Origin of the sequence: Bifidobacterium merycicum DSM 6492 (assembly GCF_900129045.1) — a bacterium.
Taxonomy (GTDB): Bacteria; Actinomycetota; Actinomycetes; order Actinomycetales; family Bifidobacteriaceae; genus Bifidobacterium; species Bifidobacterium merycicum.
This window is the reverse complement of sequence record NZ_FQTX01000002.1, coordinates 33,911-51,961: the sequence shown is the minus strand read 5'-3', so window position 1 is coordinate 51,961 and position 18,051 is coordinate 33,911. Positions and strand designations below refer to the sequence as shown.

Annotated in this window: 11 protein-coding genes; 3 read left to right on the top strand and 8 right to left on the bottom strand. The window is 61.5% G+C overall.

Going from position 1 to position 18,051, the window contains the following annotated elements:
* Positions 1 to 80: 80 nt before the first annotated feature.
* Together BUB29_RS02780 and BUB29_RS02775 are read left to right on the top strand one after the other, a co-directional pair.
* Positions 81 to 1,532 (top strand): glutamate decarboxylase, encoded by a 1,452-nt coding sequence (locus BUB29_RS02780; protein WP_033521966.1) that lies wholly within the window; start codon positions 81 to 83, stop codon positions 1,530 to 1,532.
* A 331-nt stretch (positions 1,533 to 1,863) separates the two neighbouring features.
* Complete coding sequence (locus BUB29_RS02775) at positions 1,864 to 3,291, top strand: glutamate/gamma-aminobutyrate antiporter GadC (RefSeq protein WP_033521968.1); 1,428 nt, start codon at positions 1,864 to 1,866, stop codon at positions 3,289 to 3,291.
* A 169-nt stretch (positions 3,292 to 3,460) separates the two neighbouring features.
* On the opposite strand, the gene BUB29_RS02770 is transcribed toward BUB29_RS02775, so the two are convergent.
* The 6 genes from BUB29_RS02770 to BUB29_RS02745 all read right to left on the bottom strand — a co-directional run bounded on the left by BUB29_RS02770 (position 3,461) and on the right by BUB29_RS02745 (position 10,911).
* Positions 3,461 to 4,234 carry a TraX family protein gene (locus BUB29_RS02770; protein WP_033521970.1) on the bottom strand — a complete coding sequence of 258 codons (774 nt, stop codon included), beginning with the start codon at positions 4,232 to 4,234 and terminating at the stop codon, positions 3,461 to 3,463.
* A gap of 73 nt (positions 4,235 to 4,307) precedes the next feature.
* A complete protein-coding gene (locus BUB29_RS02765; RefSeq protein ID WP_033521977.1) occupies positions 4,308 to 5,045 on the bottom strand; it encodes an HAD family hydrolase in 738 nt (245 codons plus the stop codon).
* A 2-nt stretch (positions 5,046 to 5,047) separates the two neighbouring features.
* Entirely contained in the window at positions 5,048 to 7,090 is a 2,043-nt protein-coding gene (gene pulA, locus BUB29_RS02760; protein ID WP_073117574.1) for a type I pullulanase, read from the bottom strand.
* A 6-nt stretch (positions 7,091 to 7,096) separates the two neighbouring features.
* Positions 7,097 to 7,996 (bottom strand): sugar ABC transporter permease, encoded by a 900-nt coding sequence (locus tag BUB29_RS02755; RefSeq protein WP_033521981.1) that lies wholly within the window; start codon positions 7,994 to 7,996, stop codon positions 7,097 to 7,099.
* Positions 7,993 to 9,369: a carbohydrate ABC transporter permease gene (locus BUB29_RS02750; RefSeq protein WP_107315062.1), complete on the bottom strand. Its 1,377-nt coding sequence runs from the start codon at positions 9,367 to 9,369 to the stop codon at positions 7,993 to 7,995. Before BUB29_RS02750 ends, BUB29_RS02755 begins: the two co-directional genes overlap by 4 nt.
* 291 nt (positions 9,370 to 9,660) lie before the next feature.
* A complete protein-coding gene (locus tag BUB29_RS02745) occupies positions 9,661 to 10,911 on the bottom strand; it encodes an extracellular solute-binding protein (RefSeq protein WP_033521983.1) in 1,251 nt (416 codons plus the stop codon).
* Positions 10,912 to 11,115: 204 nt separating this feature from the next.
* On the opposite strand from BUB29_RS02745, the gene BUB29_RS02740 reads away from it, so the two are divergent.
* Complete coding sequence (locus BUB29_RS02740) at positions 11,116 to 12,729, top strand: alpha-amylase family glycosyl hydrolase (RefSeq protein ID WP_033521985.1); 1,614 nt, start codon at positions 11,116 to 11,118, stop codon at positions 12,727 to 12,729.
* A gap of 483 nt (positions 12,730 to 13,212) precedes the next feature.
* On the opposite strand, the gene pepN is transcribed toward BUB29_RS02740, so the two are convergent.
* Together pepN and BUB29_RS02730 are read right to left on the bottom strand one after the other, a co-directional pair.
* Positions 13,213 to 15,822 carry an aminopeptidase N gene (pepN, locus tag BUB29_RS02735; RefSeq protein ID WP_033521987.1) on the bottom strand — a complete coding sequence of 870 codons (2,610 nt, stop codon included), beginning with the start codon at positions 15,820 to 15,822 and terminating at the stop codon, positions 13,213 to 13,215.
* A gap of 309 nt (positions 15,823 to 16,131) precedes the next feature.
* Entirely contained in the window at positions 16,132 to 18,012 is a 1,881-nt protein-coding gene (locus tag BUB29_RS02730) for a ribonuclease J (RefSeq protein WP_033521989.1), read from the bottom strand.
* Positions 18,013 to 18,051 lie beyond the last annotated feature (39 nt).

Here is an 18,051-nt window from a genome sequence, read left to right as displayed (position 1 = left end):
CGTGCGGCCCGAAGCCGCCCGTGTCTATCTTGTTAGGCGCGAACGCAGATTACGTTCGGCCCAATGAAAAGGAAGTTGCGATGTCAGATATGCATTCCACCACCATGAACGATTCGACTTGCGGCTGCTGCGGTGGCGAAGACAACAGCATCGACGGCGTAGCTCCCTTCGATGGCATCGAGATCAATCCGATCTTCTCGCGCCCGAAGGAAGTCAAGGCGTTCCCGAAGAACCGCATCCCCCATGAGGGCAGCCTGCCTGAGACCGCCTACCAGGTGGTCCACGACGATGCCATGCTCGACGGCAACGCCCGCCTGAACCTGGCCACCTTCGTCAGCACCTGGATGGACGACTACGCCAACCGCATCTACATGGAGGCGGCCGACAAGAACATGATCGACAAGGACGAGTATCCGAAGACCGCGGAGATCGAGAACCGCTGCTGGCGCATGCTGGCCGACCTGTGGAACAATCCCGATCCCGACCATGCGATCGGCACGTCCACCATCGGCTCCTCCGAGGCGTGCATGCTGGGTGGCCTCGCGCTCAAGCGCCGCTGGGTCAATGCGCGTAAGGCCGCCGGTCTGCCCACCGACAAGCCGGATCTGGTCATGAGCAGCGCCGTGCAGGTCTGCTGGGAGAAGTTCTGCAACTACTTCGACGTCGAGCCGCGGTTCGTGCCGATCTGTGAGGACCACAAGGTGCTGGACGGCCATGATCTGGAGCGTTACGTCGACGAGAACACCATCGGCGTGGTCGCCATCATGGGCGTGACCTACACGGGCATGTACGAGCCGGTGCAGCAGATCTCCAATGCGCTCGACCGCATCCAGGAGAAGACCGGGCTCGACGTCCACATCCATGTGGATGCGGCGTCCGGCGGCATGGTCGCGCCGTTCATCCAGCCCGACCTCGCCTGGGACTTCCGCGTCAAGCGCGTGGTGTCCATCAGCACGTCCGGCCACAAGTACGGCCTGGTCTACCCCGGACTCGGCTGGGTTGTGTGGCGTTCCACCGCGGATCTGCCGGAGAGTCTGGTGTTCAAGGTCAGCTACCTCGGCGGCGAGATGCCGACCTTCGCGCTGAACTTCTCCCGCCCCGGCGCCCAGGTGCTGCTGCAGTACTACATGTTCCTGCGTCTCGGTTTCGAGGGCTACTGCCGCGTGCAGCAGGCTTCGCATGACGTGGCGAAGTACCTGTCCGGCGAGATCGCCAAGATGGACGACTTCACCCTGTGGAACGACGGTTCCGACATCCCGGTGTTCGCATGGATGCTCAAGGACAAGCCGAACCGCAAATGGAACCTGTACGATCTGCAGGATCGTCTGCGTATGAAGGGCTGGCTGGTTCCGGCCTATCCGATGCCCGTCGATCTGACCGACGTGACCGTGCAGCGCATCGTGGTGCGCAATGGGTTCAGCCATGATCTGGCCGAGTCGTTCCTGAGGGATCTCAGGGCCTGCGTAAAGTACCTCGATTCGCTTGAGGCTCCGATGCCTTCCGAGGCGCACGTCTCCGGGTTCCATCACTGACCCGGGCCCACGCCCCGGGCGGGTTGCCACGTCTCTTTCTCTCTTCGTGCGGGAACCCGTCCGGGGCGCCTTTTTCGTTTCATTAATTAGACGTTTTCCACATGTTTAACCAATCATTTTTTTCGAAAACAACACAGTTCATGAAAGCTGGCTGCAATGAGCATACATACAAGGAAGCCACTTGCCATCGTTGCGCACAATACAAGCGCGGCGGGGCACCCGGGGTCTGGGGCAAATCGGACCACGACGATTCCACGCTCGCCTTCCGGAACCGCTGCGGCACACCCCGACGCTTCGACACAGACCGGATCGAAGGCTAAGGGAACCGCTGATGTCGGTCGGCCAGCTCGCCATCCTCACCGTGGTGGCGGTCGCCTCGCTGCGATCCCTGCCGGCCATGGCCGATTACGGCTTGGCCTCGGTGCTGCTGTACCTGATTCCGGCGGTGCTCTTCCTCGTGCCCACCGCGCTTGTCGCCGCCGAACTGGCGACCGGCTGGAAGGGCGGCGTGTACGTGTGGGTACGCGAGGCCTTCGGCAACCGCGCCGGATTCGTGGCCATCTGGCTGCAGTGGATCCAGAACGTGGTGTGGTACCCAATCCAGATCTCGTTCATCGCGGTGAGCCTCTCCTACGTGTTCGGTTCCGGCCGTTTGGGCAACAACGGCGTATACGTCGCCACCGTGATCATCGTGCTGTATTGGGTGTCCACGCTCGTCGCCCTGCGCGGCGGCAACCTGTTCGCCAAGGTCGGTTCCATCTCCGGCCTGATCGGCACGCTGTTCCCGGCCGCACTGCTCATCATCCTCGGCGCTATCTGGTTGTTCGCCGGCGAACCGATGCATACTTCCCTGCAAGCCTCCGCGCTGCTGCCCCCGTGGACCGGCATCGCGTCCATCGTGCTGATCGTCTCGAACGTGCTCGCCTACGCGGGCATGGAGGTCAACGCCGTGCACGCCAACGACATGAAGGACTCGGGCCGTGAATTCCCGCGCGCCACCGCGCTGTCCACCGTGCTCATCCTGCTCGTGCTCGTACTGCCGACGCTCGCCATCGCCTTCGCCGTGCCGCATAGGGAGCTTGGCCTGATCGACGGCATCAACCTGGCCTTCAAGGAGTTCTTCGACCACTTCGGCATGAGCTGGGGCGTACCGGTCATCTCCCTGCTCATCGCGTTGGGCGCGTTCTCCTCGGTGATCACCTGGATCGCAGGCCCCTCGCGCGGTCTGCTCGCCGCGGCCAGGACCGGTCTTATGCCGCCCGTGCTGCAGAAGCGCAACGCCGCCGGCGTCCAGGAGGGCATCCTGCTGGCGCAGGGAGCCATCGTCACCGTGCTCGCACTGCTGTTCGTGCTCATTCCGAACGGCAACACCGCGTTCGCCACGCTGGTGGATATGGCCACCGCACTGTACCTGATCATGTACATGATGATGTTCGTCGCAGCGATCCGTCTGCGCATCTCCCACCCCGAAGTGGTACGCACCTACCGTGTGCCCGCGCTGAAGTGGATCGCGGGCGTCGGTTTCGTGGCCGCGGCGGCGGCCTTCGTGCTCACCTTCGTACGCCCTGCCGGATTCACCGGCATGTCGTCGCTGGGATACGCGCTGCTGGTCGCCGTGGTCGTGGTGGTGCTCGGCGTGCCGCCGCTGATCATGTACGCGCTGCGCCGCCCCGATTGGGATATGCGTTCCGATCAGGAGAAGCGCAACGCCACCGGCATTCTGGTCAACCCGCCCCGTCAGGCCAAGGAAGCGAGGTGAGCCTGTGATCATCATCGCGCGTCATTGACACGCGACAACCTTCTTCTTTCTTTCTCCTGTTACACGAAAACGTGCGCCGGATTCCCGACGCACGTTTTCGCATATCCGTAATTCCCTAATCACCGGTCCTTCACGGATTCCGTATGGTTCCGGCCATACGGCCGCACGGTCACACCGCCATGCCCACCAGCAGCATCGCCGGGTACAGCAGATAGAACACCCACTTGGTCCACGCATGCTTGTAGCCAAGCTCGTCGCGGCGGTAATGCAGGAACGCCACACCCACCGCTGGGGCGATGAGCGACACCGCACCCATCAGACCGGCCGTGATCATCATGGTGTTCTCACGCTTGTTCAACAGGTAGAAGACCATCACGAACGCCAAGGTGATCGCACCGACGTTCATGACGCCCTGCCTCAATCCCACGCGCAGCATCAGGTTCCACAGTAGGCCCACAATCACCAGAACGACCATGAACACGTAGCGCACGGCACCCTCGTAATGCTTCGAGATCCAGTCGAGCGCGGCGATCACGATCAGCGCGATGAGCAAGCCGAACACCGGGTTCTGCGAGCTCAAATCGAAGGTCTTGCCGGTGGTCACGCAATCGTATGGCACCTCGCAGACGACGGCGAGCACCAGCAGTTGCAGCAGGTACATCCAACGGTTATGCGTATGACGGTAGCCGTCGAACAGCAGCCATGCGTAAATCGGAATGGCGCACCATGAGACGACCTCACACAGGACGGCGACGCTCAGCGCGGTCATGTCCTTGGTGATGTTGCCTCCGAACATCGCGGGAACCAGCGTGACGCTCGCCACGGAGAGGAACATGAAAACGGCGCCGATCACTTTGAGGTTGAAGACCGTCAGGCCGTGCCGTCTGCGCTTGCGACGGCCGATGAGCTCGGTGCTGTCGGTTTTCGTGTCTTGCTGCTTCATGTGTTCCTCTCGTTGGCGGCCCCATGCGGGCCGGTTCGGCTATGGCTTACTGTACTGGCCTACGGTAACTTGGCTAGTCGCGTCCAAGGACGAAATCCAGCACCGCACCGTAATCGGCACCCTTGCAGGACAACAGCGCCTGCGGGCACTCATCCGGATCGGACTCCGGTGAGATCTCGGTGTGCAGGTAGATGCCGTCGATGCCCGCCGAGGCCGCACCTGCGATATCGCAGGTGGTGTCGTTGCCGACCATCACCGCCCGCTTCGCGTCGATGCCTTCGCGGCGCAACGCCAGCTCGAACAGCTTGGGACCCGGCTTGCGCGTCCCCTCCTCACTGGAGATGAGGATGCGGTCGAGCGCCTTGTCAAGGCCGAGCAACGCCAGTTCCGGGCGGGTGAAGGACGATTGCGCATTACTGACCAGCACGGTGCGGATGCCCGCTTTCCCAAGAGCCTCGAGCAGTTCGAGCACACCAGGGTACAAGCGGAACAGGCTCGTCGTGGAGTGACGGAACACCCAGCCGATCGCGCGGGCCGTGGATTCGTCGGCATCCACGCCATGGGCGGCGAGCATACGCTGGTACACGGGAATGTATTCCGGCTCATACCAGCGATCATCCTCATGCCCGGACATCTCGCGGGCCAGTTCCTCGTCGAAGCGACGCTTGGCCTCGTCCCCGTCCGCATAGCCGGCACCAGCGTCGTTCAGTGCGACACGCAACGCCTCCCATGCCGCTTGTGACCATTCGTCGGTCCGGATATCGATGAGCGTGCCATACAGGTCGAAGAACACCGCATCATACCGTGCCATGTTCACTCCTTCGTCCAAATCGACAACGAACGCGACGCCAAGTGGAATCCCGCGCCGTCCAACACGCACTCGCCGTCACCGGCATCCACGTGGGAGGCGAAGGCATCCGAACCACCGTCGTCATGTCCGCCGATGGCGTAACGAGCACTGGTGGAGTCCAGCACGCAACGCCACACGGGACGCCTCAAGCCATTCGCGTTCCCATCACGTTCCGCCACGGCCCGGTTCATCACGGTCAACGGCATCGTGTGCTCGCGCACATCGGGGTTGACGAGCACCGCATGATCGCCGACAAGGAAGGCCACCATGGAGCTTTCCGTGGGCACGATCGCGCGTTCGGCGTCGAACCATGCGGGTGACGCGGCGCGCAGGGCGATGAGATCGGCATAGTAGCGGACCAAGCCCCGCATGGCCAAGGCACGGGTCCAATCGAGTAGGTTGATCCTGCTGCCGGATTCGAAGGAGTTGTCGTTGCCGTACTTGGTGCGCGCGAACTCCTCACCGGACAGCATGAACGGCAGGCCCGCGGCGGTAGCGATGAGGCCGGCCGACAGCATGTTGGCGCTCAGCACGTCCTTCGCGACCTGTTCGCCGTCGAGGATGTCGTCGTACATGGCGTTGCTGTCAAGATGGTTCGCGCCGTTGCCGCGCATGCTGATGCTGAGCTTGTCCCACAGGGTCAGATCGTCGTGCGCGGAGACGTACTGGATGATCTGCCCCGCCTCGCCCTCACGCACGGCCGCGGTGCGATGGGCGTTCACAGCGTCCAATACGGCCTGCCTGTTCTGCTGTGCCGCGCCGTTCACGTAGCCCGGCTGGTCACGGTAGAACACGTGGCCTTTGATCGCGTCGCGCGTGGTGTCGCAGAAATGGCCGATGCGATGGTCGAGCGCACCCAGCGCGGACTTGTCGGCGAGCACCGTGCCGTCAAGAGGCGCGCTCTCCCCCGCCGCCCAAGGCTCGCCGTACATGAGGATCGACTGCCCGTCGGGCAGTGCGTCGAGCGATTCGCGGATCTGCCGCATGGTTTCCACGTCGATCAGTCCCATGAGGTCGAAGCGGAAACCATCGAGATGGTATTCGCTCGCCCAATAGGTCACCGATTCGACCATGAACCTGCGGAACATCGCATGCTCGCTGGCCATGTCGCAGCCGCAGCCGGAGCCGTTCGCGAACGCACCATCCTCGGTGCGACGGCAATAGTAGCCGGGCACCACGCGCTCGAACCAGTTGTCCGTCGTGTACATGTGGTTGTACACCACGTCCATCACGACCTTGATGCCCGCGGCGTGCAGCGCCTGAATCATGGCCTTGCATTCGCGGATGCGCACCTCGCCGTCATACGGATCGGTGGCATACGATCCTTCGGGAACGTTGTAGTTGACCGGATCATAGCCCCAGTTGTAGCCGCCCGCGCGAGTCTCGTCGACGGAACCGTAGTCGTAGAACGGCAGCAGCTGCACGACGGTGATGCCGAGCGCCTTCAAGTATGCGACGCAAGTGGGGAACCCGCCTTCGCCCTCCAGCGTGGTGCCGCCATCGGTGAAGGCAAGATACTTGCCCCGGTGCTCCGCCGGCACGCCGCTGTTCGGATCGTTGCTGAAGTCGCCGATATGCGTCTCCCAGATCACATCCCCGCTCATCGGGGTCATGGGCCGGGCATCATGCTCCCATCCTTCCGGATCGGTGCGCCGCAGGTCGACGACCATGCTGCGCCGACCGTTGGCTCCCGCGGCACGGGCCCAGGGATCGGCGCTGCGGGTCACGCTGCCGTCGGCGAATTCGATGAGGTAATCGTAGTAGACGCCATGCTTAGTTCCCGGGACGTTCGCCGTCCATGCACCGTCCTGCTCGAAGTGCATGGGGTATTCGCCCAGTGCGCGGCTGCCATGCTCGGTATCGGTGCCGTGCGCGAACAGTCTGAGCGTCACATGGCTTGCGGTAGGTGCCCAGAGCGCAAATTGGGCGCCATCGTCGGAAACGGTGGCGCCCAATCGACGCTCCAAACACAACGGATAAGGCTCTGTTGCGTTAGCGAGCGACATGGTATGTTATCCCTTCACGGAACCGGACATCGACTCCTGGTAGAAGCGCTGCATCACGATGAACATGATGGCGATCGGGATGGAGATCACCACAGCCGCGGCAGCGAATCGTGCGTAGAAGTTCTGTACGTATTCCTTCTGCAGCATGAGCCACAGACCCAAGGCGACGGTGTAGTTCGACTGGGTGCGGCAGATGACCTTGGCCATCACGAAGTCGAGCCACGGGATCAGGAAGCCGGTGATTGCCTGGTAGACGATCATAGGCTTGCAGATCGGGATGATGATCTTGTAGAACACCTGGAATCGCGTACAACCATCAATCATAGCGGCTTCGTCGAGCGAGGTCGGAATGGTGTCCATGAAGCCCTTCATCACGTAGAAGCCCGCGCCGGTGCCGGCGGAGTAGACGAGGATCAAGGCGATGATCGTCACGTTGCCGTTGGTCAGGTTCATCGCCTTCAGGATGAAGTAGATGGCGGTGACGGCCATGATGCTCGGGAACATGCCGAGGATCAGGACGATGTTCATGAAGGTGCGGCGGGTGCGGAAGCGCATACGGCTCATGCAGAACGCCACGGAGAGCACGAACACCACGGAGATCGCGCAGGTGAAGCAGGCCACGATGAAGGTGGTGGTGAACATCTTCGGGAAGTTGAGCACGGTGGTGTCCGTGAACAGCTTGACGTAGTTGTCGAAGGTGAACTCCGTCGGGAAGAAGGTCTTCGGGTACGGCTTGGTGTTCTTGTTGAAGCTTTCCAGGAACACCCAGACCACCGGGATCAGCCAGATGATCGCGAGGACGGAAAGCAGGACGTAGGACAGGACGTCGCCGAGAATGCGACGCTTCTTCTGGTCGTGCAACAGGCCACGACGTTCGGGTTCAGCTACTGCGTGCTTGGAACTCATCGGAATGCCTCCTCATTCTTGTAGGAGCCGGAGTTACGGTAGGTGATCAGAGAGACCACGGCCAACACGATGAAGGTCATGATGCCGATCACCGCACCGAGGTTGTAATCCGACTTGTCGACCGTAAGCTTATACAGCCAGGTAATCAGCAGATCGGTCTTACCTGCGGATGCGCCGACAGGCGTCGGGGCGCCACCGGTCAGCAGGTAGATCACGTTGAAGTTGTTCACGTTACCGGTGAAGGTGGTGATCAGGTACGGGGTGAGCACGAAGATGATGTACGGCATGGTGATCTTGGTGAAGATCTGCCACCAGTTCGCGCCGTCGAGCTTGGCGGCCTCGTACTGATCGACCGGGATGTTCTGCAAAATGCCAGTGACCTGCATGATGGTGTACGGAATGCCGACCCACAGGTTCACGATGATCACGGTGATACGTGCCCAAGTGGCGTTGGTCAGGAACGGCAGCGGGCTGTCGATCCAACCCCACTGCATGAGTAGCTGGTTGATGGCACCGTTCGGCTGGAGCATGGAGCGCATGACCAGCAGGGACACGAACTGCGGCACTGCGATGGACATGGAGAAGATGCTGCGCCAGAAGTTCTTGAACTTGGTGGTCTTGCGGTTGATGACCATGGCCAGGAACAGGCCGAGGAAGAAGTTCAGGAAGGTGGCGAAGAACGCCCAGACCAGGGTCCAGACCAGCACCTGCAGGAACATGGAGGCGCTGACGGTGTTGCTCACGTCGCTGGAGAACAGCTGCTTGAAGTTTTCAAGGCCGACCCAGTGGAACAGCACAAGGTTGCGGTGGTCGTAGCTGGTGAACGCCATGGAGATCATGAAGATCAGCGGCAGCACGGTGAAGACGAGGATGCCGAGGGTCGGCAGGAACATCAGCAGCTGGTGCGCCTTGGCGTCGAGCAGGGTCTTCCAGTCGTCCTTGATGGTCGGGGCGCTGCCGTTTTCCTTCGCCAGGCATTCGGCCTTGTACGCGGTCTTGATGGACAGACGCCACAGGAGCAGGAACAGGAGGATTAGGACGATGGTGCACACGCCGTACAGCAGGATGACGACGGAACGGTCGCCTTCGGTGTAGACCCAGTAGCCGTCGACGAGCACCTTGCCTTGCTTCTGGGTGCCCAGCGTCGGCAGCTTGGCCAGATAGCCGATGCCGTTGGTGAACAGGAATACGAAGAACGCGATCTCAGCTACCAGGAACGCGATGCCCTTGACGTACTGCTTGCGCACGATATTGCCCAGGCCGAAGATCACGGCGGACAGTTTGGTGAAAATGTCGCCCTCAGTGAGCGCGGCCTTCACCGTGTAGGGCGACGGCGGAACGTAGTCCGCGCCCATTTTGCGGCGGCGCTTCATCTCTCTGGGGGAAAGAGTCGCTGCTGTCATTCAAATCGCCTCTCTCAATGTACGAATGATTCTGGGGATTGATCCCCGTGCCCATGGGCAGCCATGCCCCGGGCGTACTCAGTAATAAACCCGCCCACCGCAGCGTAAGGAGTCCGCCGCATCGTTTCGAAGCGGCGTGCGGGAACGGGTCTATGAGATTTGTGTGTCCGTGCGGCGACGGCACGAGTAGCGCCGTGGCCGCACGGGTTGGATTCTTGGGGGGAATCCGTATGTTCAGTTATTTGTTGGTATGGAACCGAATCACTTGTTCATCACAGCAAGCTGATCAGCCCAAGCGGAAGCCTTCTCGGCAGCGTTGTCGGCGGTGGTTACCTTGTTGGTGATGGACTCGCCGTAGGCCTTAGCGGAATCCCACCAGCTGTTCATCGCGGAGATGGTCGGCTGGATGAGGGACTGCTCGTCGGCGACGGTGGACTGGGCGTTGACCAGCTCGTTGCCCTTGAACTCATCGGAGGAGGTCAGGGTCTTGTCGGACGGGATGACCTCACGCATGTCGTAGTGGGTCTTCTGGGACTCGGAGGAGCCGAGGTACGCGGCGAACTGGGCGGCGGCCTTCTGGTTCTTGGCGTTCGGGTTGTAGGCGGCGGCCTTGGAGCCGGCGAAGGCCTGCATCTGGTAGGACTTGCCGTCCACGGTGTAGGTCGGCAGCGGAGCGGCGCCATAGTTGTCGCCCAGAGCCTTCTTCACGTTCGCGGCATCCCAGGAGCCGGAGAAGTAGGCCTTGATATTGCCAGCCTGCAGATCGGAGAGGCCGGAGTTCTCGTTGTCGAGCACGAAGTTCGGGTTGTTGGCGACGCTCACCAGGTACTTGGTGGCGGCGGTCAGCTTGTCCTTGTCGACGGTGATGCCCTTGGAGGCGTCGGTGCCGTCACCGAAGAAGGTCAGGTCGGCGGACTTGGTCAGCAGGGCCTGCAGGTACCAGCCGTTGGTCATCGGGAAGGCGACCTTGGCCTTGGCCAGCATGGAGTCGAGGCTCTTGATGTCGTCGGCGGAGAACGCGGACTTGTCGTAGTACATGAACCAGGTGTTGGTGGTGTACGGCACGCCGTAGACCTTGCCACCGTTGGAGACGGAGTCGATCAGGGACTGGGTGTTCTGTTCCTTCACCTGCTTGAGCTCGTTGGTGCCGACTTCGCCGATGGCGCCGGCGTCGACCAGGCGGCCGAGCTGATCGTTGGCGAACATGTAGACATCGGCTGCGGCGGACGGATCCTTCTCCACGGTATCGGCGGCGTCAGCTTCGGAAACGACGTCGTTCTTCCACGTGATCTTGTACTCGGGGTGAGCCTTCTCGAACGCCTTCTCGGTCTTGTCCAGCCAGTTGTTGTCCTTGGCCTGATCCTCCTGCGGTGCCCACACGCTCAGGGCGACTTCCTCGGTGGAGCCGCTGGACTTCGCAGCGCTGTCGTTGCTGGAACCGCAAGCAGCGAGAGGCAGCAGCATGGCAGCAGCCGCGGTCAAACCGATTGCCTTGGTCCAATTGATCTTCATCGATCTTCCTTTCTTTATGCACCCCCCTTCGGGGATGCAATCACCTGTGTTGATGCTTGGCGCCGTCACCCACGCAAAACGCTTGCAGAAACTTTGCTTTGCATCATCAGTCAGCAATATACCACTGTTTTGCAAACGATGCCACGCCAACAGTAAAATGTGTCGCAAATCACCATTCGTTAACTAGGTTTTATGAGGAAACAAATGCAAGAGAACGTATGCACGAACCGCCCGGAATGGCTTGAAACCGCGGCATTCTACGAAATCTACCCCCAAAGCTTCCAAGACAGCAACGCCGATGGCATCGGTGACATCAACGGCATCATTCAGCGGCTTGACTATATCCACAATCTGGGATGCACCGCCCTGTGGATCAACCCCTGCTTCGATTCCCCCTTCAAGGACGCGGGCTACGACGTACGCAACTACACCCTGGTTGCCCCCCGCTACGGCACCAACGACGACCTCGTCAGGCTTTTCGACGAGGCGCACCGTCGCGGCATGCACGTACTGCTCGACCTCGTACCGGGCCACACCAGCGAGGAACACCCCTGGTTCAAGGCCAGCGCGCAGCCGGAGGAACGCGATCGCGTCGTCGGCGATGACAACGTTTCCGAACGGTATATATGGACCGATACGTGGATCTCCAACGGCGACGGCCTGCCGTTCATCGGCGGCGAGGCGGAACGCGACGGCACCTATATCCTCAACTTCTTCAAGTGCCAGCCCGCGCTGAACTACGGATTCGCGCATCCGCGCCGCGCATGGCAGAAGCCCGCGCTCGGCCCGGAGGCCATCGCCACCTGCGACGCGATGGTCGACGTGATGCGCTTCTGGCTCTCGCGCGGAGCCGACGGCTTCCGCGTGGACATGGCCGACAGCCTGGTCAAGCAGGACGACGAAGGCAAGCCGTTCACCATCAGGACCTGGCAGTACATCTTCTCCAAGATCCGCCCCGAATTCCCCGAGGCGGCGTTCGTCTCCGAATGGGGTCGACCTTACGAGTCGCTCAAGGCCGGTTTCGATATGGACTTCTATCTCGATTGGCGTTGGGACGGCAATCCGAACGGCTACAACATGCTGCTGCGCAACACCGATACGCCGCTTTCGCATGATAACGATGCCAGCTATTTCAACGCCGACAGCGGCACGCCTGTCGATGCGTTCCTCGGCCAGTACGTACCCCAGCTGCGTGATGCGGAACGTTATCACGGTCTGTTCAACCTCATCACCTGCAACCACGACACGCTTCGCACCGCGCAACGCCTGACCGACCGCGAACGCAAGCTCGCCTACGCCACGCTGCTCACCCTGCCCGGCGCACCGTTCATCTACTACGGCGACGAGATCGGCATGCGCTACCTGCCGATGCGTTCCAAGGAGGGCGGCTACAATCGCACCGGCAGCCGCACGCCTATGCAATGGGACCACGGCGCGAATCTGGGATTCTCCCAGGGCCGTGCCGACGACTTGTATCTGCCGGTGGACCCGGCCGCGGACGCGCCGACCGTCGAGGACGCCATGGCTAACGACGATTCCCTGTGGCATGTCATCCAGTCGGTGCTCGCGCTGCACAAGTCCGAAGCGGCGCTGCATACGACGGCCGGTTTCGATGTGATCCAAGGCGAAGGCAGGGCGTTCGCGTTCGCCAGGACCACCGGCGACGAGCGTCTGGTGATCGCGGTCAACCCCGGCCGGAACGTCGAGCACGTGGCCGTCGACGGACTGGACGGCGACGCACTGTTCGCCATCGACTCCCCCGCGTTCGAGGAAGGCGGCATCATGCTGCCGCCGCAATCCTTCGTCATCGCAAGGTGAGCCCTGCCGCGCAAATCATCCGGTAAACATTCGCCCCGTTTCCCTCAGTGGGAACGGGGCGATTGTCGTTACGGCCCAGGCTATCGATCGAATTCCGCCACGCCTTCGGCACAACGGCTAATGACCGATCGGGAACCAATCATCATGGGAAACAAGCCAAATCCGTCCGATTCCAGGGAGGGGAGACACAAGCCGACGCCCCTCCATCCCCACTTCCCGACAAAAACAGGCCAAATCCGTCCGATTTTGAGGAAGGGGGATGCAAGCCGACGGACCCCATCCCCACTTTCCGACAAAAGACAGCTTATATATAAGGAATATAAGGAATACAATTTAAAACAGACAATCGGGCTTCCCCACCTGCGTATGGCCCTGCATAGGGCAATGAAAAGGACGTCGCCCAATCCCCTTTCGAGGAATCGGACGACGCCCCTTACCGCGTCCTCCCGTATCGACCGGGTATCATCCCGGTGCTATCGGCGATCACAGGCTTTCGTTGTACCTGCGCACCTTGAGGGTGCGGTGCGAGGATTCGACGTTGCCGCGGATGATGCGCTTCAACGCATTGTCCGCATCCTCGTGGGAGGCGAGCCATGCGTCACCCAATTCCACCAGCTTGGCAGGATCGGCGTACGCCGGGTACAGGCCTTCCAGCAGCGCTTCAGCCATGTGGAACGTCTTGTTGCCCCAGATCCAATCCACGGTCTCGAAGTACTTTTCGGCATACGGCTCGGCCAGATCGGCACGCGGCGTGGATGCGAAGCCGCGAGCCACGGCCTCCAGCTGCATGTTGGTCAGCGCATCGTTGTGCAGCGCCTCATCCCACGCCCAAGCCTTCGCCTCGGCGGTACCGGCCACGGCGCGTGCGCCGAACGCGAACTCGCGATTCTCGGTGGTTTCGCGCTTGGCGAGTTCGGCGTCGATGCCCGCCTGATCGATCTCGTTGACCGTGCTCAGCGCATTGATGACCGTCCAACGGAAGTTGTTGTCGATCTCAAGGCCTTCGAGCGATACGGAACCGTCAAGCAGTCCCTTCGCGTTGGCGGCGAACGCCTCGTCACCCGGCTCACCGTAGCCGAGGTACGCGGTGATGAGCTGGAACTGCTCGTCGGAACCGGCCTGGGCGGCGTTGGCCAGCTTGAACAGTTCGGCCGCGACATGCCTGACCACGTCGGCACGGTCGGCTTCGGCGGTGTAATGCCATGCCGTGGTGCTGATCTGGGCCAGCGCGTAACGGAACGTGGTGGATTCGCGCTCGGTGGCAAGGGCGGCCAGCGAAGTCTCGATGAACTGCTTCGCCGGCAGCTCGCCGTCGCGGGTCATATCCCAGAAGGCCAGCCAAATCACGGAACGTGCCAGCGCATCATCGAAACGGTACAGGTTGTCGGCGGCGAACTTCAGGCTCTTATCGTCGAAACGCAGCTTCGTGTAGGTCAGATCGTCGTCATTCACCAGAATCAGTGCCGGACGGGTCTTGCCTGCGGCCTCCTCGACGATCGTGAGCTCGCCGTCCACATCGAGTTCGAAACGATCCGTGCGCACGATCCTGCCGGTCTGCGGATCCTCGTTGTAGAAGCCGACTGCCAGACGGTGCGCACGCAGCACCGGATGCTCGGCAGGAGCGGTCTGACGGAGCGCGAGACGCTTGATGGTGCCGTCCTCGTTCTCCTCGACCTCGGTGGTGATGGTGTTGATGCCGGACTGTTCGAGCCACTGCGCGCTCCACGCCTTCAGGTCGCGGCCGGAGGTGATCTCCAGTTCGTCGAGCAGGTCGCTGAGCGTGGCGTTGGAATACGCGTGCTTGTTGAGATAGCTGTTGATGCCCTCGAAGAAACGCTCACGGCCCACGTAGAAGACGAGCTGCTTGAGCACGGAAGCGCCCTTTGCGTAGGTGATGCCGTCGAAGTTGACGTAGGTGTCGTTGAGGTCGTTGATCGGGGCGACGATCGGATGCGTGGTGCTCAGCTGATCCTGACGCAGCGCCCAGCTCTTCTCGCCGGAGCTGAAGGTGGCCCAGGCATCCTTCCATTCGGTGGCTTCGGCGGTGGCGAGCGTGGACGTGAACTCGGCGAAGGATTCGTTGAGCCACAGGTCGTTCCACCACTTCATGGTCACGTAGTCGCCGAACCACATGTGGGCGAGCTCGTGCAGCACGGTGACCACGCGGCGTTCCGCATACGCGTCGGTCACCTTGGATTCGAACACGTACTGGTCACGGATGGTGACCATGCCGATGTTCTCCATGGCGCCCGCATTGTATTCCGGCACGTAGATCTGGTCGTACTTGGCGTACGGGTACGGCACGCCCCAGGTCTTGGCGTAGAAGGCGAAGCCCTTCTTGGTGATGTCGAACAGGTAATCGACGTCCTTCTCGAAGGCCTTGGCCAGCGCCTGACGGCAGTACATGGCCATCGGCACGACACGGCCGTCCTCGTTGCTGTATTCGGTGTGCCATTCGGCGTACGGGCCGGCGCAGATGGCGGTCAGGTAGGAGCTCATGACCGGGGTGCTTTCGAAGACCCAGCGCTTCGTGCCCTCGTTCGCATGATCGCCCATGGTGCCGTCGAGCGTGACGCGGTCGGTCGCTTCGACCTGATGCACCGGCATGTTGGAGGCGACGATCCAGGATTCCGGCGCGAGCACCTCGAAGTCGAAGATGGCCTTCAGATCGGGCTGGTCGAACACCGCGTACACGCGGCGGGCGTCCGGCACTTCGAACTGGGAGTACAGGTAGATGTTGCCGTCAGAGGGGTCGACGGAGCGGTGCAGGCCCTCGCCGGTGTTGGAATAGCGGCACAGCGCCTTGACCGTGACCTCGTTGTTCTCCTTAAGGTCGGTCAGTTCGATGCGGTTGTCGACGAACACCTTGCTCGGATCGAGCACGACGCCGTTGAGTTCCACGGATTCGACGTCATCCGCGATGAGGTCGAGGAAGGTGGATGCGCCGCTTCTTGCGCCGAAGCTGATGCGGGACGTGCTGCCGAAGGTCTTGCCGCCGACGGTGAGGTCGAGATCGACGTGATAGTGGATGGGGGCCTCTACAACGGCTTTGCGTTCTTCGGCCTCGATGCGGGTGAGATTTGATCCGGGCATACGACTCCTTCGATATCTTGCGGTATCCGCGGTGGTTCCTGTTATTCGTCCATCAGGCAATGCGAGACGGCATGACCGATGTCGTCGGTCATGCCGTCCTCATTGCCGTTCCGGTCTATAGCTTACGAAGACCCCAAGTCTTGCGCGACCCCCTACCGGCATCGCCCGCTTCGGGGGAAACGCCGCGATATCACGTCAAACGAATGACGTCCCGGTGATCGGATCCTTTCCTTGGATCCGACCACCGGGACGTCATCGATACGGGGTCTGCCGCCACACGGACGATCACCCGCGTGGCGGGAATCGAAATCAGTTGCGTCCGACCAGCATGTTCTCGTCCACATCGGTGGCGATGTCGGCCACAACGGGCACGATCATCGGCTTGCGATGCAGCTGGCGTGCAACCCAGCTGCCCAGCGTGCGGCGCATGATCTGCTGCAGCTTGTGCGTGTCCTTCGTGCCCGTCATCATCGCGTCGTTCAGCTGCTGGACGATCTGGTGGCGGACCTTGTCGAATTCGCTTTCATCCTCGGCCACGGCGTTCAGATAGATCTTCGGGCCGGAAACGACCTCGCGGTTGTCGGTGTCGACCACGACGAACGACGAGACGAAACCTTCAGTGCCGAGAATACGGCGCTTCTCCAGCTCTTCGTCAGTCAGCTCGCCGACCGAATCGCCGTCGACATACACGTAGCCGCACGGCACGGAGCCGACGACCGCGGCCTTGCCATGGTAGAGGTCGACCACGTCGCCGTCCTCCGCGAGCACCACGTTCTGCGGGTCGACGCCGGTCTTGACGGCGATCAGGCCGTTGGCGACCAGATGGCGGTTCTCGCCGTGGATCGGCATGGCGCACTTGGGCTTGACGATGTTGTACATGTACAGCAGCTCGCCCTCATTGCAGTGGCCGGACACGTGCACTGCGGCGTTGTCGCGGTTGACGACCTTCGCGCCGAGCTGCACGAGCTTGTTGATGACCTTGTACACGCCGTGCTCGTTGCCCGGGATCAGGGAGCTGGCGAGGATGACGGTGTCGAACTCGTTGATATGGATGTCACGGTGGTTGCCGTCGGCGATGCGGCCAAGGGCTGCCATCGGCTCGCCCTGCGAACCGGTGCACATGTAGACGAGCTTGTCATCCTGGATGTCGTTGGCCTGCTTGAGATCCACCACGGTGTCTTCGGGGATGTGCAGGTAGCCCAGATCGGCGGCGATGGACATGTTGCGGACCATCGAACGGCCGACGAACACGACCTTGCGACCGTACTTGTGGGCGGCGTCCACAACCTGCTGCACGCGGTGCACGTGGCTGGAGAAGCTGGCGACGATGATCTTGCGGGTGGCCTGGGCGAATGCCTGATCGAGCGCCGGGCCGATGGAGGTTTCGGGCTTGACGAAGCCGGGCACCTCGGCGTTGGTGGAATCCATCATCAGCAGGTCCACGCCCTTTTCGCCGATCTTGCCGAATTCGACCAGATCGGTGATGCGGTGATCGAGCGGCAGCTGGTCGAGCTTGATGTCGCCGGTATCGATCAGGGAGCCGGCCGGCGTCTTGACGTATACGGCCAACGCATCCGGAATGGAATGCGTGACGTTGATGAATTCAAGGTCGAACGGGCCGGCCTTGAGCTTGTCACGCCCGGTGACCTCGACCTTCGTCGGGTTGATGTGATGCTCCTTGCACTTTGCCTCCGCAAAGGCAAGGGTGAGCTTGGAGCCGATCAGCGGGATATCCGGGCGAAGCCTAAGCAGGTACGGCACGCCGCCGATATGATCCTCATGACCATGCGTAAGCACCAGCGCCTCGACCTTGTCGAGACGATCCTTGATATAGCTGAAATCGGGAAGAATCAGATCGACGCCGGGCTGCTCCTCCTCCGGGAAGAGCACACCGCAGTCGATGAGCAGCAGGTGGCCGTTGTATTCGACCACATTCATGTTGCGCCCGATCTCGCCCAGACCGCCGAGTGGCGTGATGCGCATCGAGCCCTTGCGATACTTCGGCGGGGCGATCAGCACCGCGTCCTGCTGGGGCGCGGTGGCCTGCGGTGCGCTCTTCGTGTTGCGACCACGGGTTCTCGACGCAGCACCACGGCGAGAGGTGCTCTTCTGGGACTGCGTGTCGTTGCTCTTGCGCGACGCCGAACCGCGGCGACGCGTGCTTTTCGTTGCTTTCTTTTCTTGTGCCATACTGAGGGACTATTCCTTATTTATTGAAGTGCTCCCGTA

What these genes read in the sequence shown, in the direction of transcription:
- BUB29_RS02780 (WP_033521966.1), top strand. Translation starts at nt 81, where the DNA reads ATGTCAGATATGCATTCCACCACCATGAACGATTCGACTTGCGGCTGC.
- BUB29_RS02775 (WP_033521968.1), top strand. Translation starts at nt 1,864, where the DNA reads ATGTCGGTCGGCCAGCTCGCCATCCTCACCGTGGTGGCGGTCGCCTCG.
- BUB29_RS02770 (WP_033521970.1), bottom strand. Translation starts at nt 4,234, where the DNA reads ATGAAGCAGCAAGACACGAAAACCGACAGCACCGAGCTCATCGGCCGT.
- BUB29_RS02765 (WP_033521977.1), bottom strand. Translation starts at nt 5,045, where the DNA reads ATGGCACGGTATGATGCGGTGTTCTTCGACCTGTATGGCACGCTCATC.
- pulA (WP_073117574.1), bottom strand. Translation starts at nt 7,090, where the DNA reads ATGTCGCTCGCTAACGCAACAGAGCCTTATCCGTTGTGTTTGGAGCGT.
- BUB29_RS02755 (WP_033521981.1), bottom strand. Translation starts at nt 7,996, where the DNA reads ATGAGTTCCAAGCACGCAGTAGCTGAACCCGAACGTCGTGGCCTGTTG.
- BUB29_RS02750 (WP_107315062.1), bottom strand. Translation starts at nt 9,369, where the DNA reads ATGAAGCGCCGCCGCAAAATGGGCGCGGACTACGTTCCGCCGTCGCCC.
- BUB29_RS02745 (WP_033521983.1), bottom strand. Translation starts at nt 10,911, where the DNA reads ATGAAGATCAATTGGACCAAGGCAATCGGTTTGACCGCGGCTGCTGCC.
- BUB29_RS02740 (WP_033521985.1), top strand. Translation starts at nt 11,116, where the DNA reads ATGCAAGAGAACGTATGCACGAACCGCCCGGAATGGCTTGAAACCGCG.
- pepN (WP_033521987.1), bottom strand. Translation starts at nt 15,822, where the DNA reads ATGCCCGGATCAAATCTCACCCGCATCGAGGCCGAAGAACGCAAAGCC.
- BUB29_RS02730 (WP_033521989.1), bottom strand. Translation starts at nt 18,012, where the DNA reads ATGGCACAAGAAAAGAAAGCAACGAAAAGCACGCGTCGCCGCGGTTCG.